The sequence below is a fragment of the Lapidilactobacillus dextrinicus DSM 20335 genome (assembly GCF_001436095.1).
GTDB lineage: Bacteria > Bacillota > Bacilli > Lactobacillales > Lactobacillaceae > Lapidilactobacillus > Lapidilactobacillus dextrinicus.
In genome coordinates this window covers 1-18,948 of record NZ_AYYK01000004.1, presented here as the reverse complement: position 1 = coordinate 18,948, position 18,948 = coordinate 1, and the positions used below count along the sequence as shown (strand labels likewise).

The 18,948-nt window shown below is 39.7% G+C and carries 16 protein-coding genes and 1 other RNA gene; 1 reads left to right on the top strand and 16 read right to left on the bottom strand.

Annotated elements, in window-relative coordinates; all coding sequences use genetic code 11:
• Positions 1 to 35: 35 nt before the first annotated feature.
• From holB to tadA, 14 genes are all read right to left on the bottom strand, one after another.
• Positions 36 to 1,013 (bottom strand): DNA polymerase III subunit delta', encoded by a 978-nt coding sequence (gene holB, locus FC84_RS02280; RefSeq protein ID WP_057754767.1) that lies wholly within the window; start codon positions 1,011 to 1,013, stop codon positions 36 to 38.
• Between the two features lie 14 nt (positions 1,014 to 1,027).
• Complete coding sequence (locus FC84_RS02275) at positions 1,028 to 1,357, bottom strand: cyclic-di-AMP receptor (protein ID WP_057754763.1); 330 nt, start codon at positions 1,355 to 1,357, stop codon at positions 1,028 to 1,030.
• 18 nt (positions 1,358 to 1,375) lie between these two features.
• Positions 1,376 to 2,002: a dTMP kinase gene (tmk, locus tag FC84_RS02270; protein WP_057754761.1), complete on the bottom strand. Its 627-nt coding sequence runs from the start codon at positions 2,000 to 2,002 to the stop codon at positions 1,376 to 1,378.
• A gap of 85 nt (positions 2,003 to 2,087) precedes the next feature.
• Entirely contained in the window at positions 2,088 to 2,684 is a 597-nt protein-coding gene (recR, locus tag FC84_RS02265; protein WP_057754757.1) for a recombination mediator RecR, read from the bottom strand.
• Positions 2,685 to 2,697: 13 nt separating this feature from the next.
• A complete protein-coding gene (locus tag FC84_RS02260) occupies positions 2,698 to 3,006 on the bottom strand; it encodes a YbaB/EbfC family nucleoid-associated protein (protein ID WP_057754754.1) in 309 nt (102 codons plus the stop codon).
• A 71-nt stretch (positions 3,007 to 3,077) separates the two neighbouring features.
• Entirely contained in the window at positions 3,078 to 4,793 is a 1,716-nt protein-coding gene (dnaX, locus tag FC84_RS02255) for a DNA polymerase III subunit gamma/tau (protein ID WP_057754750.1), read from the bottom strand.
• Between the two features lie 221 nt (positions 4,794 to 5,014).
• Positions 5,015 to 5,956 carry a dihydroorotate dehydrogenase gene (locus tag FC84_RS02250; protein ID WP_057754747.1) on the bottom strand — a complete coding sequence of 314 codons (942 nt, stop codon included), beginning with the start codon at positions 5,954 to 5,956 and terminating at the stop codon, positions 5,015 to 5,017.
• Positions 5,957 to 5,970: 14 nt separating this feature from the next.
• The gene (gene carB / locus FC84_RS02245) at positions 5,971 to 9,147 is read right to left on the bottom strand and encodes a carbamoyl-phosphate synthase large subunit (RefSeq protein WP_057754745.1); all 3,177 of its coding nucleotides are present in this window, start codon (positions 9,145 to 9,147) and stop codon (positions 5,971 to 5,973) included.
• On the bottom strand, positions 9,140 to 10,237 hold the full coding sequence (locus tag FC84_RS02240; RefSeq protein ID WP_057754743.1) for a carbamoyl phosphate synthase small subunit: 1,098 nt from the start codon (positions 10,235 to 10,237) through the stop codon (positions 9,140 to 9,142). Before FC84_RS02240 ends, carB begins: the two co-directional genes overlap by 8 nt.
• Positions 10,234 to 11,526, bottom strand: a complete 1,293-nt coding sequence (locus tag FC84_RS02235; protein WP_057754739.1) for a dihydroorotase — start codon at positions 11,524 to 11,526, stop codon at positions 10,234 to 10,236. Before FC84_RS02235 ends, FC84_RS02240 begins: the two co-directional genes overlap by 4 nt.
• A 3-nt stretch (positions 11,527 to 11,529) precedes the next feature.
• Complete coding sequence (locus FC84_RS02230) at positions 11,530 to 12,471, bottom strand: aspartate carbamoyltransferase catalytic subunit (RefSeq protein ID WP_057754736.1); 942 nt, start codon at positions 12,469 to 12,471, stop codon at positions 11,530 to 11,532.
• A 150-nt stretch (positions 12,472 to 12,621) separates the two neighbouring features.
• Complete coding sequence (pyrR, locus tag FC84_RS02225; protein WP_057754733.1) at positions 12,622 to 13,164, bottom strand: bifunctional pyr operon transcriptional regulator/uracil phosphoribosyltransferase PyrR; 543 nt, start codon at positions 13,162 to 13,164, stop codon at positions 12,622 to 12,624.
• 642 nt (positions 13,165 to 13,806) lie between these two features.
• Positions 13,807 to 13,905, bottom strand: an RNA gene (gene ffs, locus FC84_RS08825) — signal recognition particle sRNA small type.
• A gap of 38 nt (positions 13,906 to 13,943) precedes the next feature.
• The gene (tadA, locus tag FC84_RS02220; protein ID WP_263970758.1) at positions 13,944 to 14,450 is read right to left on the bottom strand and encodes a tRNA adenosine(34) deaminase TadA; all 507 of its coding nucleotides are present in this window, start codon (positions 14,448 to 14,450) and stop codon (positions 13,944 to 13,946) included.
• Positions 14,451 to 14,507: 57 nt separating this feature from the next.
• Here tadA and FC84_RS02215 point away from each other — a divergent pair, with 57 nt between their 5' ends.
• A complete protein-coding gene (locus FC84_RS02215; RefSeq protein ID WP_057754730.1) occupies positions 14,508 to 15,386 on the top strand; it encodes a helix-turn-helix domain-containing protein in 879 nt (292 codons plus the stop codon).
• Here FC84_RS02215 and FC84_RS02210 read toward each other — a convergent pair.
• Positions 15,383 to 16,009: a class I SAM-dependent methyltransferase gene (locus tag FC84_RS02210; RefSeq protein WP_057754727.1), complete on the bottom strand. Its 627-nt coding sequence runs from the start codon at positions 16,007 to 16,009 to the stop codon at positions 15,383 to 15,385. The two genes, FC84_RS02215 and FC84_RS02210, sit on opposite strands and share 4 nt — an antisense overlap.
• A 485-nt stretch (positions 16,010 to 16,494) precedes the next feature.
• Positions 16,495 to 18,591, bottom strand: coding sequence for a DUF3329 domain-containing protein (locus tag FC84_RS02200; RefSeq protein WP_057754720.1), 2,097 nt, complete (start codon positions 18,589 to 18,591; stop codon positions 16,495 to 16,497).
• Positions 18,592 to 18,948 lie beyond the last annotated feature (357 nt).

Here is an 18,948-nt window from a genome sequence, read left to right as displayed (position 1 = left end):
TAACACAAATCATCGCTTGAACACTCGCCAGTCTATTAGGCTAAAACAACTAATAGACGTAACGTCGTATATTCAAGCACATTTTGAAAGCTGACATTAGCCTCTTGCATACTTCGCAGTCCTAAAACAATCTCTAATAAAGCAGTCACCTGTTGGGTAGAGAATTGATTAGCAAACTGCTGTAAATTTTCTTGTTGGTTAGTCCAATTCAAAGGTCGATTAAGTGCAAATTTTACAGTAAATAAATCACTAAGCGCCGCCAACAATAGGTCTGGTAGCAACTGTTGTAGTTTCTGTTCTTTAAAAGTCGACAAAATTTGCGTCTGGACCAATGTAAAAGCCGAATCTTTACGCGCTAAAATTTGCGTTAACCAGCGCCAAAACGTTTGTTGGAGCTGCACTGCATCAACTTGTTCTAACCAGCCTTGAATATCTTCAAGTGAAAATTGGGTGGTACTTAAGACGTGACTGAAAGTTGAATCGACACCCAATTGCTGAATCGCCTGTTCGCGAGTAGCCAAGGTTGGTGATTGTAGCGTAACAATTTGTAGGCGTGATTGAATTGTCGGTAAAATTCTGGCCAACCGCGTAGTCGTTAAGATAATCACGACTTGACTCGCTGGTTCTTCTAAGAATTTCAACAAAGAATTAGCTGCCGCCGGCGTCATTTTATCAGCATCTTGAATCACAAAGACACGTTGACGGCCTTCAAGACCGCTCTTAGAGAGTTCTTGTTTTAAACCGCGAATTTCATCAACCCCGATTGTTCGTGTTGCTCGTTGAATCACTAAGTAATCAGGATTATTGCCTTCTTCAATTCGGCGGCATTCAGCACACTCACCACAAGGCTGGCCATCTTTGACATTTGTACAAAATAGACGTTGGGCTATCCATTGAGCCAACGTCATTTTTCCCGAGTTTGTAGCACCAACGAATAAGTAGGCATGACTTAATTCATTAGCTGCAATTACTGTGGCAAAATGTTGTTCTAAGGTTTCTAAGCTTGCTTTCAAATTTTCAGCCGGCCTTAGAAATGATGGAACTCATCAACGGGCATGACAAAAACAGTGGCGCCGCCAACTTGAACTTCAATCGGATAAGGCATGGTACTATCACCCATTGGATCAAGGTTAGCTGGTGGTGTAATAAACTGTTGCCGAGCATGGGACGTTTGTTTAATGATCGACATCACTTCCTCAACGCGATCATCTTCAATACCAATAATGAAAGTCGTATTTCCTGACTTTAAAAAACCACCAGTCGTTGATAATTTCGTTGCTCTAATATTGGCATCAATAAATTCGTTACTTAAAATATTAGCATCTTTATCTTGAACGATTGCGAGAATTAATTTCATAATTAGTACCTCCTGCCTTTATTTTACCAGTTGTTGAATTTTTGCGAAACACTTAGCCACGACGTCATCAATTGGTTGAGTCGCATCAACCAACGCAATACGATCTTCGTTTTCTTCGACTAACTTCAAATAAGCCTCACGTACTCTTTGATGAAAAGCTAATTCTTGGCCCTCTAAACGATCAAACCCTGCTCCCAGTTTTTTAACGCGTTGTAAGCCGATTTCAACAGGTACATCAAGATACAACGTTAACTGTGGTAACTGACCTTGAATAGCAAAGTCGTTTAATTGCTTAACCTTTTCCATCCCTAATTGACGACCATTACCTTGATAAGCAATTGAGCTGTCTACATAACGATCACAGAGCACAATCTGATCAGCTGCTAAAGCAGGTTGAATCACTTCGATTAAATGTTGGCGTCGTGAGGCTGCATAAAGCAAAGCTTCCGTCCAATCATCCATTTCTGTATGTTTAGGATCAAGAATTAATTGGCGAATCTCTTCGGCAATTTCACTACCGCCAGGTTCACGCGTTACCAGTACTTCTTTGTTGGTAATCGTGGCGATTTTTTTAAGTAAAGCCTCAATGACGGTGGTCTTACCAGCGCCATCAGGCCCTTCAAATGAAATAAAAATACCAGACATTCTTTATCCCCCAGCGTACCAACAAGGCCATCAATTCCTGACTAAATCGCATTCTCAGATTTATCAGTTAGACCTTGGACACATATTACATTTCTTGACGACCTTCAACCGCGCGTTGTAAGGTCATTTCATCTGCATATTCAATATCAGAACCAACAGAGAGACCATGTGCTAAGCGAGTCACTTTAATACCTGCTGGTTTAATTAAACGCGCTAAATACATTGCCGTTGACTCACCTTCTGGTGAAGCATTTGTGGCAATGATTACCTCGTTAACCTCTGATTTTTGCAGACGTTTAATTAGTGGTGCAATGTTTAAATCCTCTGGCCCTTTACCGTCCATTGGTGATAACACACCATGTAAAACGTGATAAAGGCCCTGATAGTCGTTCATTTTTTCTAACGCCATAATATCTTTAGGCTGTTCAACAACCAAAATTTTAGATTGGTCACGATTAGCATCACGACAAATCTCACACGGATCTTCATCTGTAATATTACCGCAAATCGAGCAATAGTGAAGATCGCGCTTAGCAGCTAATAAGCTCTCCGCAAATTCTTTAACGTCTTCTTCATCCATATCAATCGTAAAGAATGCTAAGCGGGTCGCTGTTTTACTACCAATTCCTGGTAATTTCATGTAACTTTCGATTAATTTAGCAATTGCTTCTGGATATTGCATGGAAATCACACTTTTACATTAAGCCACGAGTATATTTACCCATGGTTTTTTCAGTGGTTGTGTCAATATCTTTCAATACTTGATTAACAGCCTGAATCATTAAATCTTGTAACATTTCTGGATCTTCTGGATCGATCACTTTTGGATCAATAGTTAAATCAGTGATGTGGCGATCACCCGTCATTGTTACTTGAACAAGATCATCACTTGAAGTTGCTGTGAATTCACGTGCTTCTAATTCAGCTTGTTCCTTTTGCATTTCTTTTTGCATTTTTTGCATCTTACGCATCATACCGGCCATATTACCTGGATTTGCTCTCATTATTATCGTTCCTTTCAATTTTCACTTATTCATCATTTGATTTAAATTAGGTTAAATCAGCTTCATTAACATTAATTGGCTTCTACCTTAACGATTTTATCACCAAAAAGTTTCGTTGCCTCAGCAACAATAGTAGGTTGCGCTAGTTCAGCTGGCGGTGTTGCCTGTGTCGTCGGCTTTTCGGTCTTTCCTTGTCGTAAAGTAGCAATATATTCTTTGCGGATCTTAGGCCATTGATCTTTTTGCACTAAGATAATATCGGCCTCATTTTGCATTAAGGCGTTCAATTCCTGCTTTAAAGCATCTTGTAAGTCTTGATCCGTCGTTGCCGTTCTTAACGTAAACTCATAAGTAAAAGCCACGACAATCGCATCAGCACTAGCCGCAACTGGTTGCGAAACTTTCATCATCGCCCTTTTAGCCGGAGTTAGTTTAGACAGTAAATCTGGCCAAACATCACGAACAGCGGTCAAACTTTCCTTAGTTGCATTTTCTAACACATGATAAACTTGTTGGCGATTAATTTTCACATCAGTTTTATGAACTGGCGTACTAGCTTTTGGCATTGTTGTTCGTGGCGAAACCGCAACACCATGATTTTCAAGTTTACTCAATTGTTGTTTTAATTCCGCAACTTGAGTCTGCAGTTTTTCAACTTCGGCCTGATTAGCTGCCGCCCCTTCTGAAACCGGAGCAGCGGTTTTAGCTACGTTAGCCAATTTAACCGTCATCACTTCTAAAAACAGTTCACTATGCGCACTATTTTTAAGTTGCAATTGAATCTCATTAGTTAAATCAATCATCTGATATAATTGCGCACTTTGAATCTGAGCTGCCGCTGTAATGAGATCTGCATCTAATTGACGGTAAGACATTTGCGTTAATAATTGGGCATCATTCTTTTGCAACAATAAGTCACGCAATAATTCAATAATTCCCTCAATCAAGCGATTAGCAGAACACCCATCGGCAAACAAGGTGTTAATTGTCTGCAAGGCTTCGGTCACATTCTGATTAAAGATTGCACTTAAATAATGAGCTAATGACTGATCATCAGCATCGCCAGTAACTTCTAGTGCATTTTCTAAGCTAACATGATCATTACCAAATGATAACACTTGATCCAAAATACTTAACGCATCCCTCATACCACCATCAGCAGCTCGACTAATAACCGCAATTGCTTGATCGTCGTAGCTAATATTCTTTTCAGTTAAAATATGAATTAGCTGCTCAGCAATATCATCAGCTGAAATACGCCTAAAATTAAACCGTTGCGTCCGAGAAATAATGGTTGCGGGAACTTTTTGAATTTCTGTTGTTGCTAAAATGAAGACCACATGAGCTGGTGGTTCCTCCAAAGTCTTTAACAAGGCGTTGAAAGCACCAGTTGACAGCATATGAACTTCATCAATAATATAAACTTTATATTTTGCTTGAGTTGGTGGGTATTTCACTTTATCACGAATATCGCGAATTTCATCGACACCATTATTGGAAGCCGCATCAATCTCAATAATATCTGTTAATCGATTCTCGTTAATGGCGACACAGTTTTCACAATGGTTGCAGGGTTCACCGTCTTGACTATCCAAACAATTAATCGCCTTAGCAAAAATTTTGGCACAAGAAGTTTTACCTGTGCCGCGGGGGCCGGCAAATAAATAGGCATGACTAATCTGATCAGTCGTGATCGAATTTTTTAATGTTTGAGTGACAATTTTTTGCCCAACGACCTGTTGGAAATTCTGCGGCCGCCAAACACGATACAATGCTTGATATGCCATAAAACTCCTTCTTTTCAACGCAGAAAATAACTTAATTTAAGAAAATTCGTATCACTTAACTTTAACAAAAATGAACCATAATTGCTATCAACCAAACTATAAAAATCAGAATCCACTACGATTATTTTGAATCTGTCATCTTAAAATATGCGCTAGCAATTACTAATCATACCATTAAAAAAACAACTCAAATTTTCTATAAAATCTGAGTTGTTTTTTTATTATGCTTTTTCAGCAGGAGCAACATCGGCCAAGGTTTGATTAATTAATGCTTGTAGGCTATCAATGCCATATTTTTCCATGACCGCTGGTAAGTCAGCGATAATATCCGTACAAGCCGTTGGCTGGCCATAGGTTGCTGCACCAATTTGAACAGCATTAGCACCAGCAATCAACATCTCTAAAACATCTTCAGCACTAAAATTGCCACCAACACCAATAATTGGTAAGCGCGATTGTTGCCGCACCTGCCGAATCATTCGAACGGCAATCGGATGAAGTGCAGCACCTGACAAACCACCAGTCCCATTAGCCAATAATGGTTGCCGGGTTGCTAAATCGAAACTTAATCCCGTCAACGTATTGATCATGGTGAAGCCATCAGCCCCACCACGTTCAGCCGCGGCAGCAATGACCGTAATATCGGTGACGTTAGGTGTTAATTTCATCATAATTGGTTTATCCACCGCTGCTTTAATTCGGCGAGTTAGCTGTTCAACTACAACCGGATCTGTCCCAAAAGCTAGCCCACCATGCGCAACGTTGGGACAAGAAATATTAATTTCTAATAATGCGACATTGGCGGCACTGGCCATTTTTTGTGCAACTGTGACATATTCATCTTCAGTTGCACCAGCAACACTGCCAACAATCGGTAAAGTAGGATAATGAGTAGCCAACCAAGGTAACTTTTCTTCAAGGACGACTTCAATTCCGGGGTTCTTGAGACCAACTGCGTTCAACCAACCACCTGTTGTATGCGCCGTTGTTGGCCAAGCATTACCAACTTTTGTCTCAGCAGTTGTTGACTTGATGACTAAGGCTCCCAGTGCCTCTAAATCTAATTGTTGAGCCAGCTCTTGCCCATAAGCTGCTGTCCCACTGGCTGGCATCACTGGATTGTTCAATGTGATGCCAGGTAATTTCACTGATAGGTCTGTCATTACCTTTACCTCTTTTAAGTTAAATTTTGTGTGACAAAAGATTGTGCTTCAAGAACCTGTAAAATTGCAGCCACCGTATCTAAAGCTGTCAGTAGTGGCAACCCGTGCATAATGGCAGCATTACGAATAACTGTACCGTCTGCCAGGCTTTGATGCTCATCAGAGATTGTGTTCACCACTAATTGAATTTGATTATTGGCAATTTGCTCTAAAATACCATCTGCTTGTTCAATCCGTCCAACTTCACTGACAGCTAAATCATGACTAGCAAAATATTGGGCGGTGCCACTCGTTGCTAAAATTCGGTAGCCCAATTCACGAAAACGGCGACCTAAGTCTAACGCTTCGGCCTTATCACCATCTTTAACGGTCATTAAAACCGTGCCATGTTCTGGTACATGCATCTTAGCAGCTTCAAAGGCTTTATACAGTGCTTTGGCCATTTGTCGATCGCTACCCATTACTTCACCAGTTGATTTCATTTCTGGTCCTAATAGACTATCAACATCAGCCAATTTAGAGAAGGAGAAAACTGGTGCCTTAACATGAACCAACTCACCCGGTTGGACAAGTCCGTTTTGGTAACCCTGATCGGCCAAAGAAATCCCGAGAATGGCCCGAGTTGCCACTTGCGCCATCGGAATATCTGTAACTTTACTTAAAAATGGCACTGTGCGGCTGGCTCGCGGATTGACTTCAATCACATAAACTTGGTCATCATGAATGACAAACTGAATATTCATCATCCCCACACAATTCAAATCTTTCGCTAATTGCTCAGTGTAGGTCACAATCTGTTCCTGAATAGCAGCTGATAAAGACCGGGGTGGATAAACCGCCATCGAATCGCCAGAATGAACACCGGCACGTTCAATATGTTCCATAATGCCAGGAATTAAGACATTTTGACCATCACAAATTGCATCAACTTCACATTCTTTACCAACTAAATATTGATCAACTAAGACTGGATGATCATGTGACACTTGCACTGCATTATGCATGTAATAATCTAAGTCTTTGGCTTGTTTAACAATCTCCATTGCCCGACCACCTAAAACATAACTTGGTCGCACTAAAACTGGATAACCAATTTTTTCGGCAATAGCTAAAGCTCCAGCAGCGTCAGTCGCAGTTCCGCCATCTGGTTGCGGAATTTGTGCCTTTTTAATAACCTGATCGAATTCATCACGATCTTCCGCACGATTAATATCATTAACGCTTGTGCCTAAGATTTTAATGCCTCGGGCTGCTAACGGTTCCGCTAAATTAATAGCTGTTTGTCCCCCAAATTGAACAATCACACCTTCAGGCTTTTCAAGGTCAATGACATTTAAGACATCTTCTAAAGTCAAAGGCTCAAAATATAATTTGTCCGAAATAGAAAAGTCAGTTGAAACTGTTTCAGGATTACTATTCATAATAATCGCTTCATAACCGGCCTTTTGAATGGCCTTAACTGAATGAACCGTTGCGTAATCAAACTCAACCCCTTGCCCAATTCGAATCGGACCAGAACCAATTACTAGGATTGATGGTTTAGTTGAAACCCGACTTTCGTTTTCTTGTTCATAAGTGCCATAAAAATACGGTGTTGTAGAAGCAAACTCTGCAGCACAAGTATCAACCATTTTATAAACTGGCAAAATTTGCTGCTCTTGCCGTAATTGGCGCACTTGATCGGCCGACATATGCCAAAGTTCAGCAATTGTTGCATCAGCAAAACCATTTTGCTTGGCTGCTAATAATGTTGCTAAATTTTGAGGATTATTCTTTAAAGATTGTTCTAGTTCAATTAGGTGTAACAATTTGTCGAGGAAGAAGAGATCAATTTTGGTTAACTCACTTAGTCCTTCAATGCTATAACCTCGGCGAATTGCTTCCGCAATATAAAACAAACGATCATCTTGTGCTTGGATTAAACCATTACTTAATTGTTCTTCAGTTAAATCGTGTAAGTCAGGTTTATCTAAGCCAATTAGTCCAATCTCTAGTGAACGAACGGCTTTTAAGGTGGCTTCTTCGATATTACGACCAATGGCCATTACTTCACCAGTTGCCTTCATCTGTGTGCCTAGCTTGCGATCAGCGTGACTGAACTTATCGAATGGCCACCGTGGAATTTTGCAAACCACATAATCCAAGGCTGGTTCAAATTCGGCATAAGTTGTTTCTGTAACTGGATTTTTAATTTCATCTAAAGTTAAGCCTACTGCAATTTTAGCCGCCATTTTGGCAATTGGATAACCGGTTGCTTTAGAAGCTAGCGCACTTGAACGACTAACACGAGGATTCACTTCAATAATATAGTATTGATAGCTATGTGGATCTAGTGCTAGTTGAACGTTGCAACCACCTTCGATTTTCAACGCTCGAATAATTTTTAACGAAGTATCGCGCAACATTTGCACTTCTCGGTCAGTTAAAGTTTGCACCGGCGCATAAACAATCGAATCACCAGTATGAATTCCCACTGGATCGAAGTTTTCCATGTTACAAACCACCATCGCATTATCAGCAGCATCACGCATAACTTCGAACTCGATTTCTTTATAACCGGCAATGCTTTGCTCAATTAAGACTTGTGTGACCGGTGATAAACTCAAGCCATTCTCAGCGATCGCCATTAATTCTGCTTCGTTATTGGCAATGCCACCGCCAGTGCCACCCATTGTAAAAGCCGGCCGGACAATCACTGGATAACCGGTTTGTTTAGCAAATGCTAAAGCTTCTTCAACTGTTCGTGCAATCGCGGATTCGGGAACTGGTTCCCCTAGTTCATTCATCAAGGCTCTAAACTGCTCTCGATCTTCTGCTTGATCAATGGCCGTTAACTTAGTTCCTAGTAACTCAATTTGTAACTCTTCAAGAATTCCTGATTCATTTAATTCCATTGCCATATTAAGACCTTGTTGACCACCTAATGTCGGTAAAATCGCATCAGGTAATTCTTTACGTAAAATCTGCGTAACAAATTGTAACGTAATCGGTTCAATATAAACTTTATCGGCAATTTCTTGATCCGTCATAATTGTGGCCGGATTTGAGTTAACCAAGACAACTTGATAACCTAATTCTTTTAAGGCCAAGCAAGCTTGAGTACCAGAGTAATCAAACTCAGCGGCCTGACCAATAATAATTGGCCCCGAGCCAATCACCATAATTTTTTTAATATCTGTTCGTTTAGGCATGATGACGATTCCTTTCTTGAGCCGTTAGTTTATGGGTATCAATTAAATCCATGAATTCATCGAATAAATGTGCAGCATCATGTGGACCAGGTGCAGCATCTGGATGATATTGGACTGAGAAAGCCGGATACTGGCGATGTCGTAACCCTTCAACTGTTTGATCATTAATTTCTTCATGGGTCACCATTAATTCAGTTGCCGCTAAAGATTGACGTTCAACTGCGTAGCCGTGATTTTGTGAAGTAAAATCAATCCGACCAGTAGCAATTTCACGAACAGGATGATTAAACCCGCGATGACCAAACTTCATTTTGAAAGTATCGGCACCATTAGCTAAAGCAAATAACTGATGCCCTAAACAAATACCAAAAACAGGCACACTTCGCTCTACCTCACGAATCATGGCTAAAGCGCTGGGAACAGCTTTAGGATCACCAGGTCCATTAGAGAGTAAAACGCCATCAGGATAAAGTGCGAGCACGTCCGCCGCTGTTGCTGTTGCCGGCAAAACCGTCACATTACATTGCCGTTGATTTAGTTCGCGTAAAATAGAATGCTTCAGGCCAAAATCAACCACCACAATCTTACGTCCCATTGCTGGGCTTGGATATGGCGTTTGCGTGGTACTCGTTGCTACCTGATTTGTTGGCAAAATCGTGGCTTGTAGTTGGGCAACTGTTTCTTCAGTTACTTCATTGACTAATGTGGCTTTCAATGCCCCTTTTTCACGAATGTGACGCGTAACTGCTCGTGTATCAATACCACTAATCCCAGGAATTTGATGTTGCTTTAAGTAATCATCCAGCGATAAATCGGCGCGCCAATTACTGGACCGACGCGCTAATTCATGAACCACGATCCCCCGACAAGTGGGCGTAATTGATTCGCTGTCATCACGATTCATGCCATAATTACCAATCAATGGGTACGTGAACATTAAAATCTCGCCGTTATAAGATTGATCAGTAATCGATTCTTGATAACCTGACATTCCCGTACTAAAAACCAACTCACCAGTCGCCACAACATCAGCACCAAAAGCCTCGCCTACATATTGTTGACCATCTTCTAACACTAAATATCGTTTCATGCTCTCTGCTCCTGTTCATAAACAATTTTGCCATCAACGAATGTCTTGATCGTTCTTCCCAATACTTGATCGCCAATAAATGGGGAATTCTGTCCTTTAGATTGCATTTCTGCAGCTTTAATTTCATATGGTTGTGTAACGTTTAAGACAACTAAATCAGCTGGCAATCCTACGGCAATGCGACCGGCATTCTGCAGGTTAAAAACTTGTGCTGGTTTCACACTAAGCCAGTTAATGAGTTGGTTTAACGTACAAATTCCCGACTTTACTAAGTGGGTATAACATTCAGCAAAGGCCGTTTCTAAGCCTGTGATTCCAAAGGCAGCTGTTAACATTGAGCCAGTTTTTTCTGCAATTGTGTGGGGCGCATGATCAGTGGCAATCATGTCAATCGTGCCATCCAATAACCCTGCTAACAATGCTTGGCGATCTTCTGGTCGGCGTAAAGGTGGATTCATTTTTAACATGGGATTATCGGTGGTAATCATGGTTTCATCTAAGAACAGATGATGCGGACTTGCTTCTGCCGTCACATGAACACCGGCAGCTTTGGCCTGTCGAATTAGATCGACACTTGTTGCTGTGGAAACATGGCAGACATGATAATGAACACCCGTCGCCCCTGCCAAAACCAAGTCACGTGCCAACTGCGCCGTTTCACTAATTTCTGGGATACCTGGCAACCCTAATTTATCTGCAGTTGCTCCAGCATTCATGACCCCGTCACCTTTAAGACCGGCATCTTCAACATGTGCGCAAATCGGCAAATCAACTTCGTGTGCTGCCTGCATGGCTGCGACCATTTCCGTTGCCGTTTGAATACCTGAACCGTCATTACTAAAACCAAAAGCCCCTACTTCTTTAAGCGCTTGAAAATCAACCAGAGGGCCATCTTCACGGTTCACCGTAATCGTGGCATATTGTTTAATATGGACGACGCCATCCTCACGATTCAAGGTCAACATTTTTTGAAATTGGTTAGCATTATCAGGAACCGGGATTAAGTTAGGCATCGCCGCCACTGTTGTAAAACCGCCATGGGCTGCGGCTAAGCTACCGGTTTTAATCGTTTCTTTAGCAGTAAATCCTGGTTGGCGAAAATGAACATGAACATCAATTAAACCCGGAGCAACAATATTACCGGCAACGTCGATAATTTGATCGGTCGTTGCCAGTTCTTGATCAAGCTCTGATCCGATTGCTTTAATTCGACCATCTTCGATTAAAATATCAGTGGCCTCTTGACCTGTTGGCAAAATGACCCTGCCATTAATTAATAAAGTTTTCATCAGTTACACTCCTAACTCAATCGGTTCAATTAGATTTTTAGCACTCAAGATATCAGCAATAATTGCCATACGCATATACATACCATTACTCATTTGTTGGAAAATTCTAGAGTGAGGACTTTCCACTAAGTCGCTGTCAATTTCAACACCGCGATTAACTGGACCTGGATGCATAATAATCGTCTGTGGTTGCAGTCGCTCAACCCGTTCTGCCGTCAATCCGAAGCGCTCATGATATTCACTGGCATTAAAACCTTCTTCCATTTCAGTACTTAACCGTTCGTGTTGAACCCGTAACAACATCACGACATCTGCTTGATCAACAATTTCATCAACAGTTACATGAGGTCCAAATTGACTGAATTCAACTGGGAACCAAGAATCAGGACCGGCAAAAGCAACTCGTGCACCTAACTTCGTTAACAATTCGGCATTAGAGCGTGCCACCCGAGAATGTGCAATATCACCAATAATGCCAACTTTTAAGCCGGAAAAATGGCCAAATGCTTGATTGATAGTCATCATATCTAATAAAGATTGCGATGGATGTTCGCCGGAACCATCCCCTGCGTTAATTAAACTCAAGGTCAGCTGCTCGGCCAAAATTGGTTCGTAATAAGCATTTTTCGAGTGACGGATGACGGCCAAATCAACGCCAATTGCTTGAATCGTTTTAAGGGTATCAAGTAAGCTCTCTCCTTTAGTCATGGAACTGTCGCTAGCTTGAAACCCAATCACGCCAATTCCTAAACGTTGTTCAGCCATTTCAAAACTCGTATGCGTTCGGGTACTATTCTCAAAAAATAAATTCATGGCATAAACAGGTCGACGTAACTTAATTTGCAGACCATTTTGAAAAGCCGTGGCCAACTTAATCTGATGTAACACAGCCTCTGTGTCTAATTGTTGGGCACTGACTAAATCATGACGATTATTTTTAAGCATTTGTTCAATCCCTCCTAGACGTAAAAAACGCCTAACCACTTTGTTTGCAATTAATTTGCATCCAAAGAGGCTAGGCGTAGGCATACACGAACAACGACCTAATCTGTTCCTCTCTGGAAACAATTAATTAGTTCTCTCAATTAAATTATTTTATTTGGTTAATTTTTCAATGGTGACACTGTCGTGGCCGTCGACTTCACTAACTTCAACATGAACTTGTTCATCTAAAGAAGTGGGAATATTCTTACCGATAAAATCAGGACGAATTGGTAATTCGCGGTGACCCCGATCCACTAAAACGGCTAATGAGATCTTAGCTGGTCGACCTAAATCCATCAGTTCATCTAAGGCAGCACGAACTGTCCGGCCGGTAAATAATACATCATCAATTAAGATAATATGTTTGCCAGTAATATCTACCGGAATATCAGCAGCTTTAACATCAGGATCAGCAGTGACGCTCGCAGCATGATAGTCGTCGCGATATAAAGTAATATCTAAACTACCAACTGGTACTTCAATATTTTCAAGTTGAGCCAGACGAGTAGCTAAACGTTGGGCAATATAAATGCCACGAGTTTTAATCCCTACAAAAACAAGATTATCGACACCTTTATTCTTTTCGATAATTTCATACGTAATTCTAGTTAATACTCGGCGCATTGTCATTGCATCAATAATTTCGCGTGCCATCTTCCCACTCACTTTCTAATTAATTTAAGGCATAAAAAAAGCTCTGTCTTTTCCTATGAAAAGCTACAGAACGGCCTAAAAATCTTCATCCATCCTTATTAGCCTCACGGGACTAAGTTAAAGGTATCTCTTAACTTGTCATTAAGTCTAGATGAATCCTGTTATCATGTCAAGGGTAAATGTAAATTTTGCTTAGATGATTAGTATAAGTATCAGTTCACCCAGAATATGAGCTTGTGCCTCTTCGTGCCTCCGGGAAATGCGCTAGTGGAACGCTGCGAGCGTTGGTTTGAGCCGATTAAAAATCAAATCGTCTCAAACACAAGCTTTATTGTAAGTGACAAGTCACTAACAACAATTCCGCGGCTGACCGCGATTTTCCTCCGGCACTGACAAAAGAGTTGTGGTCTGATTTAGCTGCAGTTTTACACTTCTAAAATTGAAAGTCATCCAACCACTCGTCAATTTAGCGCTGGAGTAAAATTGCCATCAGTGGTGAAATTACTGTTAGCAATTTATTGCTTACAGTAAGACCTTTCTTGAAGACAATCTCTGATTGGCTTCAAGTAGCGTCCACCACGTTCCATGAGCGACTTTTCAGAAGCGCGAAGAACAACCAAATAGCAGTCTTAATTGCCAAATTTGAGCAAAAAAAATAAGGCACATGATCCAACAACCTTAGTGCTGCTTCCTTCCGGATCTGACACAATTCGAGAGCGGATCATTGCCCTAGCCTTTCGGCATCTATTATTGTACAAAACTTTTTAAAAAAAAGCCAGCTATTTCTGTGCTTTTTTCCGGGCCTTTTGTTGCGCCCGAATTTTTCTAAAGAAGTCGCGCAGCATTTGTTTGGATTCACCTTCATTGAGATGAGCGTAAACCCGCGGTTGGTGATTAAAACGAGTATCCGCTAAAAGATTAACTAAACTCCCTGCTGCACCTGCTTTAGGATCCATAGCGCCATAATAAACTTCGGCCATACGGCTATTAATAATTGCCCCAGCACACATTGGACACGGTTCCAACGTCACAAATAAACGTGCACGTTCTAAACGCCAACTACCTACTACTTGACAAGCTTTTTTAATCGCCATTAACTCAGCATGATCAGTTGCGTCTTGACTCGTTTCTCGTAAGTTATGAGCTGTCGCAATAATTCGCCCATCTAGTTCAATTACAGCGCCGATGGGAACTTCACCAATGTTCTCGGCCAGTTGAGCTTGTTGCAAGGCTTGTTGCATGTATTCTTTTTTTTGCGCTGATGTTAAGGGTGCAAGTGCTTCCAAATTTTGACTGACCTTTCTTCTTAAAAATGTTAAACTTGATTTAAAGATGGTGAAACTATGAAAAACAATGAATTACTAACACGCATTCGCAATGCATTTCCGAATGCCAAATCGTTAAATGGTCCTAGTACAGACACAGCTGAAGAAAAAGTTCTCTCTTTTGCTGGTGCTTGGTTAGCTTTTAGAAAAAATGATTTAACAGCTGAACAACTCACAATTTTGCAAACATTAAGTGATCAAAACTTTGACGATCAACGTTCAACTAATCCGTGGTATCGTTTTTTGACTCATCAGACTAATGATGTTCCCAACAGTGCTGAACAAATTAAACAAGTGCGATTGATTCAAATTCATTTAACTTTCCACGATACAACCAACACGACTGAACTAACAACAGCGCTGAAAAGCCTCTTTAATTGTATCATCGCCAGTTTTTATTTAAATTCAAGGACTTTAATCATTGTACAAACCAAAGACCAGCAAGTGCTCTCTAATGACGAATTAGAAAGTATTCTCCAAACTGTTGAAAGCGACTTTTTTGTTAAAGTTCAACTGTTTTTAGGTAATTTTTGGCCAATTGATCAACAGTTGCCTTTAATTTTTAATGAGGAACAGGCTGTTTTTGCTAAATCAACTGTGCCAGTTAGTACCCTTTCTTCACTAGCCTTGGATTATTATGCCCGGCCCCAATTACGACGTTCATCACTAGCCCAGCAGCTAACAACTATCATTCGCCAAGAGGCCGATATTCAAGATGTCATTATTGCCTTATATCATAATGCTGGTAATCTCAGCTCTGCAGCCAAACAATTATTTATTCATCGAAATACTTTACAGTATCGTTTGGAACGGTTTCGTGATTTAACCAGTTTTAATTTGAAAAACATGGATGATCTAGTCTTGTGTTACCTGCTAATTACATCATTTAACGATTAAAAAACGGATTTTGCTTGTAAAATATAGTAACCTTTATCGCGTTTAATTACTTCAACATTAGGGTACACCGTTGCTAAATTCTTTTTAGCCGAAGGTGCGCCCTGCTTTTTTTGTAAAACGGCGAAGAAACTACCTTCTTCTGTTAAGAACTTTTGACTCGTTAATAAAATATCGTCGACCACTTTTTTCCCGGCGCGAATTGGTGGGTTCGTGATAATAAAATCGAATTTTTGCGTCTCGGCTAAAGCTGAATAAGCATCACTTTTAAGAATTGTGACTTGATCAGCGACTTGATTCTTAACCGCATTGTCCCGAGCTAAGTCTAAAGCTCGCTCATTAACATCAACCATGGTCACTGTTGCATCAGGAAATAATTTTGCTAATGATAAGCCAATCGGCCCATAACCACAACCCACATCTAGAATCGAGATTGCTTGACTCGCATGTGCTTTAATAATTGGTAAAACTGCCTTCAACAAAACCAAAGTGCCATAATCAACGCGTTGCCGTGAAAAAACACCACTATCTGTTGTTAAGGTTAAATTCGCCGTTGCTAAATTTAATTGTACGTCCTGTAATTCATGTTCAAGTGCTTCATTATCTTCAAAATATTGATGTGCCATTTGTTTACTCCCAGATTATCTCATCAGATTGCGTCACTATTTAACGGTCATTAACCACTTAGTCTATTGAATTATTTTACCGCAGCCCTATTAAAGTTGCTATGACTAATTAGCCTAAACCGCTTTAAATCCTTTTGATTGAAAATTGAATCTTTTTAAGTTGGAAAAAGACAAATCCCATAAATTTTGAGATTTGTCTTTTAATTATGATAGTAGTTACGCTTTACCCAAAATGATTATTTAAAAAAGTGGGCTGAAAAGCTTGTCTATTTAGTGCATTATTTTCTAATTTTGCCCTCAATTAATTCTCGCGTTTAATCATATCAGCATATTTAACTTTAAGTTTTGCCAGTTGTAAGCCTAAGGTCCAGCCAATAACGGTTAACCCCGTAATTAATAACGCTGGCAGCCAGTCAAATTGCCAAAAAGTAAGAAATGTTAACGACTTTTTATTATGAATGATTTTGTGATCATAACCACTGTCTTTAAAGTTTTTGATTCTTATCCTCTCGATCAAGCCACACATCATAAACTACAAAGAGTAGTAATCCTAGTAAAATAATATAAAGTGTTAGGAATCTACCCCGATCATGCCAGAACGGTATCTTAGTCATTGTAATTGTTTTATCCCATGAGCTGTTTGCACGAATAGGTAGAATCATTGTTTTTGAATGATTGTGCTGATAACCCGGAGGTAACTGAATTGTAAGAACTTCCCCTGTTAACCCCGCAATATTTGCAGTTGTCACACTTTCTCCATTTTCATTATTGAAAAATAATGTCATTTGATGCTGCTCTGGAGTCACCTTAATATTAATTGTTTGTGCAAATGATCGATCAAAGATATAGGTTCGAGGGTTATTAGCCAGTGTTCGATAACCTTCTGTTGAGGCATGCGAAATATCATATGAATCATTATATGGTGAGGTAATCTGCTCTGTTGCGACAACTTGGTTTGTCTTGACATTAACATAGCGAATTAACGCATTACGGAGCCACGGCTTATTTGCTGGTAGATTATCATTATTAGGTTTGAAATCTTGACCGTAAAGTTTATTTTTTGCCGTTAGATCAACAAAATTTTCTGTCTTTAACACTACTTTTGGCGCAATAGGAATAAATTTTCGTTGGAATTTGCCTAAATATTTATCATAAGTATTGATGACCCAATTTACCAAAGCAAAATTCTTTTCAGGGACTTTATGCAAAGATGCTGAATTGTCTAAATAAACACGCGTTAAACCGTAATATTTTGCAAACCACGTATTAGCCCATTCTTTTTGGGGATGATCACTTGCCACTAGATAAGGAGTACCATCATAAGCATTATAAGGATTGGTGGTAATCGGCATGCCAGGTACTCGGGCTGTTGTTTGCTCCTTGTTTTTTGCATCGCGAGCAATAGCCTGCGCGCTGTAAAAGTATTGATAGGAATTTTGAATATCCTTTAAATTATAGGTATAACTAGGAATGACAACAAATCCAACTCCTAACACTGCAATAATTAAAGGAAACATTGTCTTGAAGCTTTGTAAGCGCAGCTCTTGCCATGCTTCAATCAACATTAACAGAGCTATTATAAATAAAATATTACTGGCGAACCAAAGCCTTGCAGGAGTTATTGGTGAAGCCATAATGGCACCACAACCTAATAATCCAGCACCAGAGAAAAATAAACCCATCACACTTAAAGACTCGACTGTGTTATCCATTTGCTGTCGGCGTAAAAAAAGAAGCAAGATTAGCACAAAAATAGCTAACAGTAAAAAGCCTGAATAATGAATCGTTCCAAAAACAACAGCGCTCAAATGCTGAATAAATCCAGTAGCTTGCCCATAATTCTGTGTTTCAGCAGATCCTGATGAAAGTGATAATTGGGTAATAAAACCAACCAGTGCCCCAAGCACACCAGCTGCTTGGGTTAATACACCTGCACCATGTGACTTTCTGTAATTATAAACCGTGAATAGCAAAGCAACTAAAACAGCCGTTGCACCACCAACTTCATTGGTTAGTCCTGCAAAAAGTCCTAGTACAAATAAACCAAAACCAATCCAATCGTTTTTACTTCCCATATCAAATCTGAACGGCAAGAAAAAACAAATAATTACTACCGTTGGCCAAAGATAGTTCGCAGCACCACTTACCCAAAGCACTGTCGTTCCAATTCCCGGCAGAAAAAACCACATTAACAAAAATGTTAGCAGTAAATGAATTGGTTTGAGAAATGCTTTTCGCCCACTAACCAAAATGTTTAACAATAACCCCACTAATACAAAAATAAGTGAATTAAGAATATTAAACAGTGTCTTGGGTATTTGCATAGCCAAAATTTCAAAAATGATTGAAGTCATCCGCGCATTCCAAATCGACATATGCGTGTAAACCGCTGAAACAAAGTCCCATAGATTATGATACTCATTCAAATAACGACTTGGCCAAGCCCCAGTATAGACAAAATGATACAGAAAGTCATCACCTGTATAACCTGTAAATTGATTTAAATTCAAAATAAACAGGTAAATAATACCCATAACCAAACCGCTGAATCCTAACAGCAATACATTGTATTTCTTTTTCATTGTTTCGATAACCTGACAAAACTGTTTATAAAGTCTAATTAATGATTGACTAATAAATAACACAGTTTACCCTAACCAATGTATTTTTATTTCTTTTAATCATTTTAACAATGACCCCCCTGGTAGATAAATTAACACTATACCATTATACTGTTTTACTTGATAAATTGTGATTAAAAATATCTAAAGTAATACAGATTCAATATTGTGTTAATTAAATCAATACGAGTAACAATCTATTTAAAAGTTAACAAATGCCAATATTCCAAAAAAGTAAAAGCGAGTCTCAAATCAACGAACTTAGGAACTGAAGTTATAATTTGATACAGATATATAAAAGCACTTTCGAAAAAAGTA

Coding starts and splice junctions, on each gene's coding strand:
- recR (WP_057754757.1), bottom strand. CDS start 2,684: ATGCAATATCCAGAAGCAATTGCTAAATTAATCGAAAGTTACATGAAA.
- tmk (WP_057754761.1), bottom strand. CDS start 2,002: ATGTCTGGTATTTTTATTTCATTTGAAGGGCCTGATGGCGCTGGTAAG.
- FC84_RS02215 (WP_057754730.1), top strand. CDS start 14,508: ATGAAAAACAATGAATTACTAACACGCATTCGCAATGCATTTCCGAAT.
- FC84_RS02260 (WP_057754754.1), bottom strand. CDS start 3,006: ATGAGAGCAAATCCAGGTAATATGGCCGGTATGATGCGTAAGATGCAA.
- FC84_RS02250 (WP_057754747.1), bottom strand. CDS start 5,956: ATGACAGACCTATCAGTGAAATTACCTGGCATCACATTGAACAATCCA.
- FC84_RS02235 (WP_057754739.1), bottom strand. CDS start 11,526: ATGAAAACTTTATTAATTAATGGCAGGGTCATTTTGCCAACAGGTCAA.
- pyrR (WP_057754733.1), bottom strand. CDS start 13,164: ATGGCACGCGAAATTATTGATGCAATGACAATGCGCCGAGTATTAACT.
- carB (WP_057754745.1), bottom strand. CDS start 9,147: ATGCCTAAACGAACAGATATTAAAAAAATTATGGTGATTGGCTCGGGG.
- FC84_RS02230 (WP_057754736.1), bottom strand. CDS start 12,471: ATGCTTAAAAATAATCGTCATGATTTAGTCAGTGCCCAACAATTAGAC.
- FC84_RS02200 (WP_057754720.1), bottom strand. CDS start 18,591: ATGAAAAAGAAATACAATGTATTGCTGTTAGGATTCAGCGGTTTGGTT.
- FC84_RS02275 (WP_057754763.1), bottom strand. CDS start 1,357: ATGAAATTAATTCTCGCAATCGTTCAAGATAAAGATGCTAATATTTTA.
- dnaX (WP_057754750.1), bottom strand. CDS start 4,793: ATGGCATATCAAGCATTGTATCGTGTTTGGCGGCCGCAGAATTTCCAA.
- FC84_RS02210 (WP_057754727.1), bottom strand. CDS start 16,009: ATGGCACATCAATATTTTGAAGATAATGAAGCACTTGAACATGAATTA.
- FC84_RS02240 (WP_057754743.1), bottom strand. CDS start 10,237: ATGAAACGATATTTAGTGTTAGAAGATGGTCAACAATATGTAGGCGAG.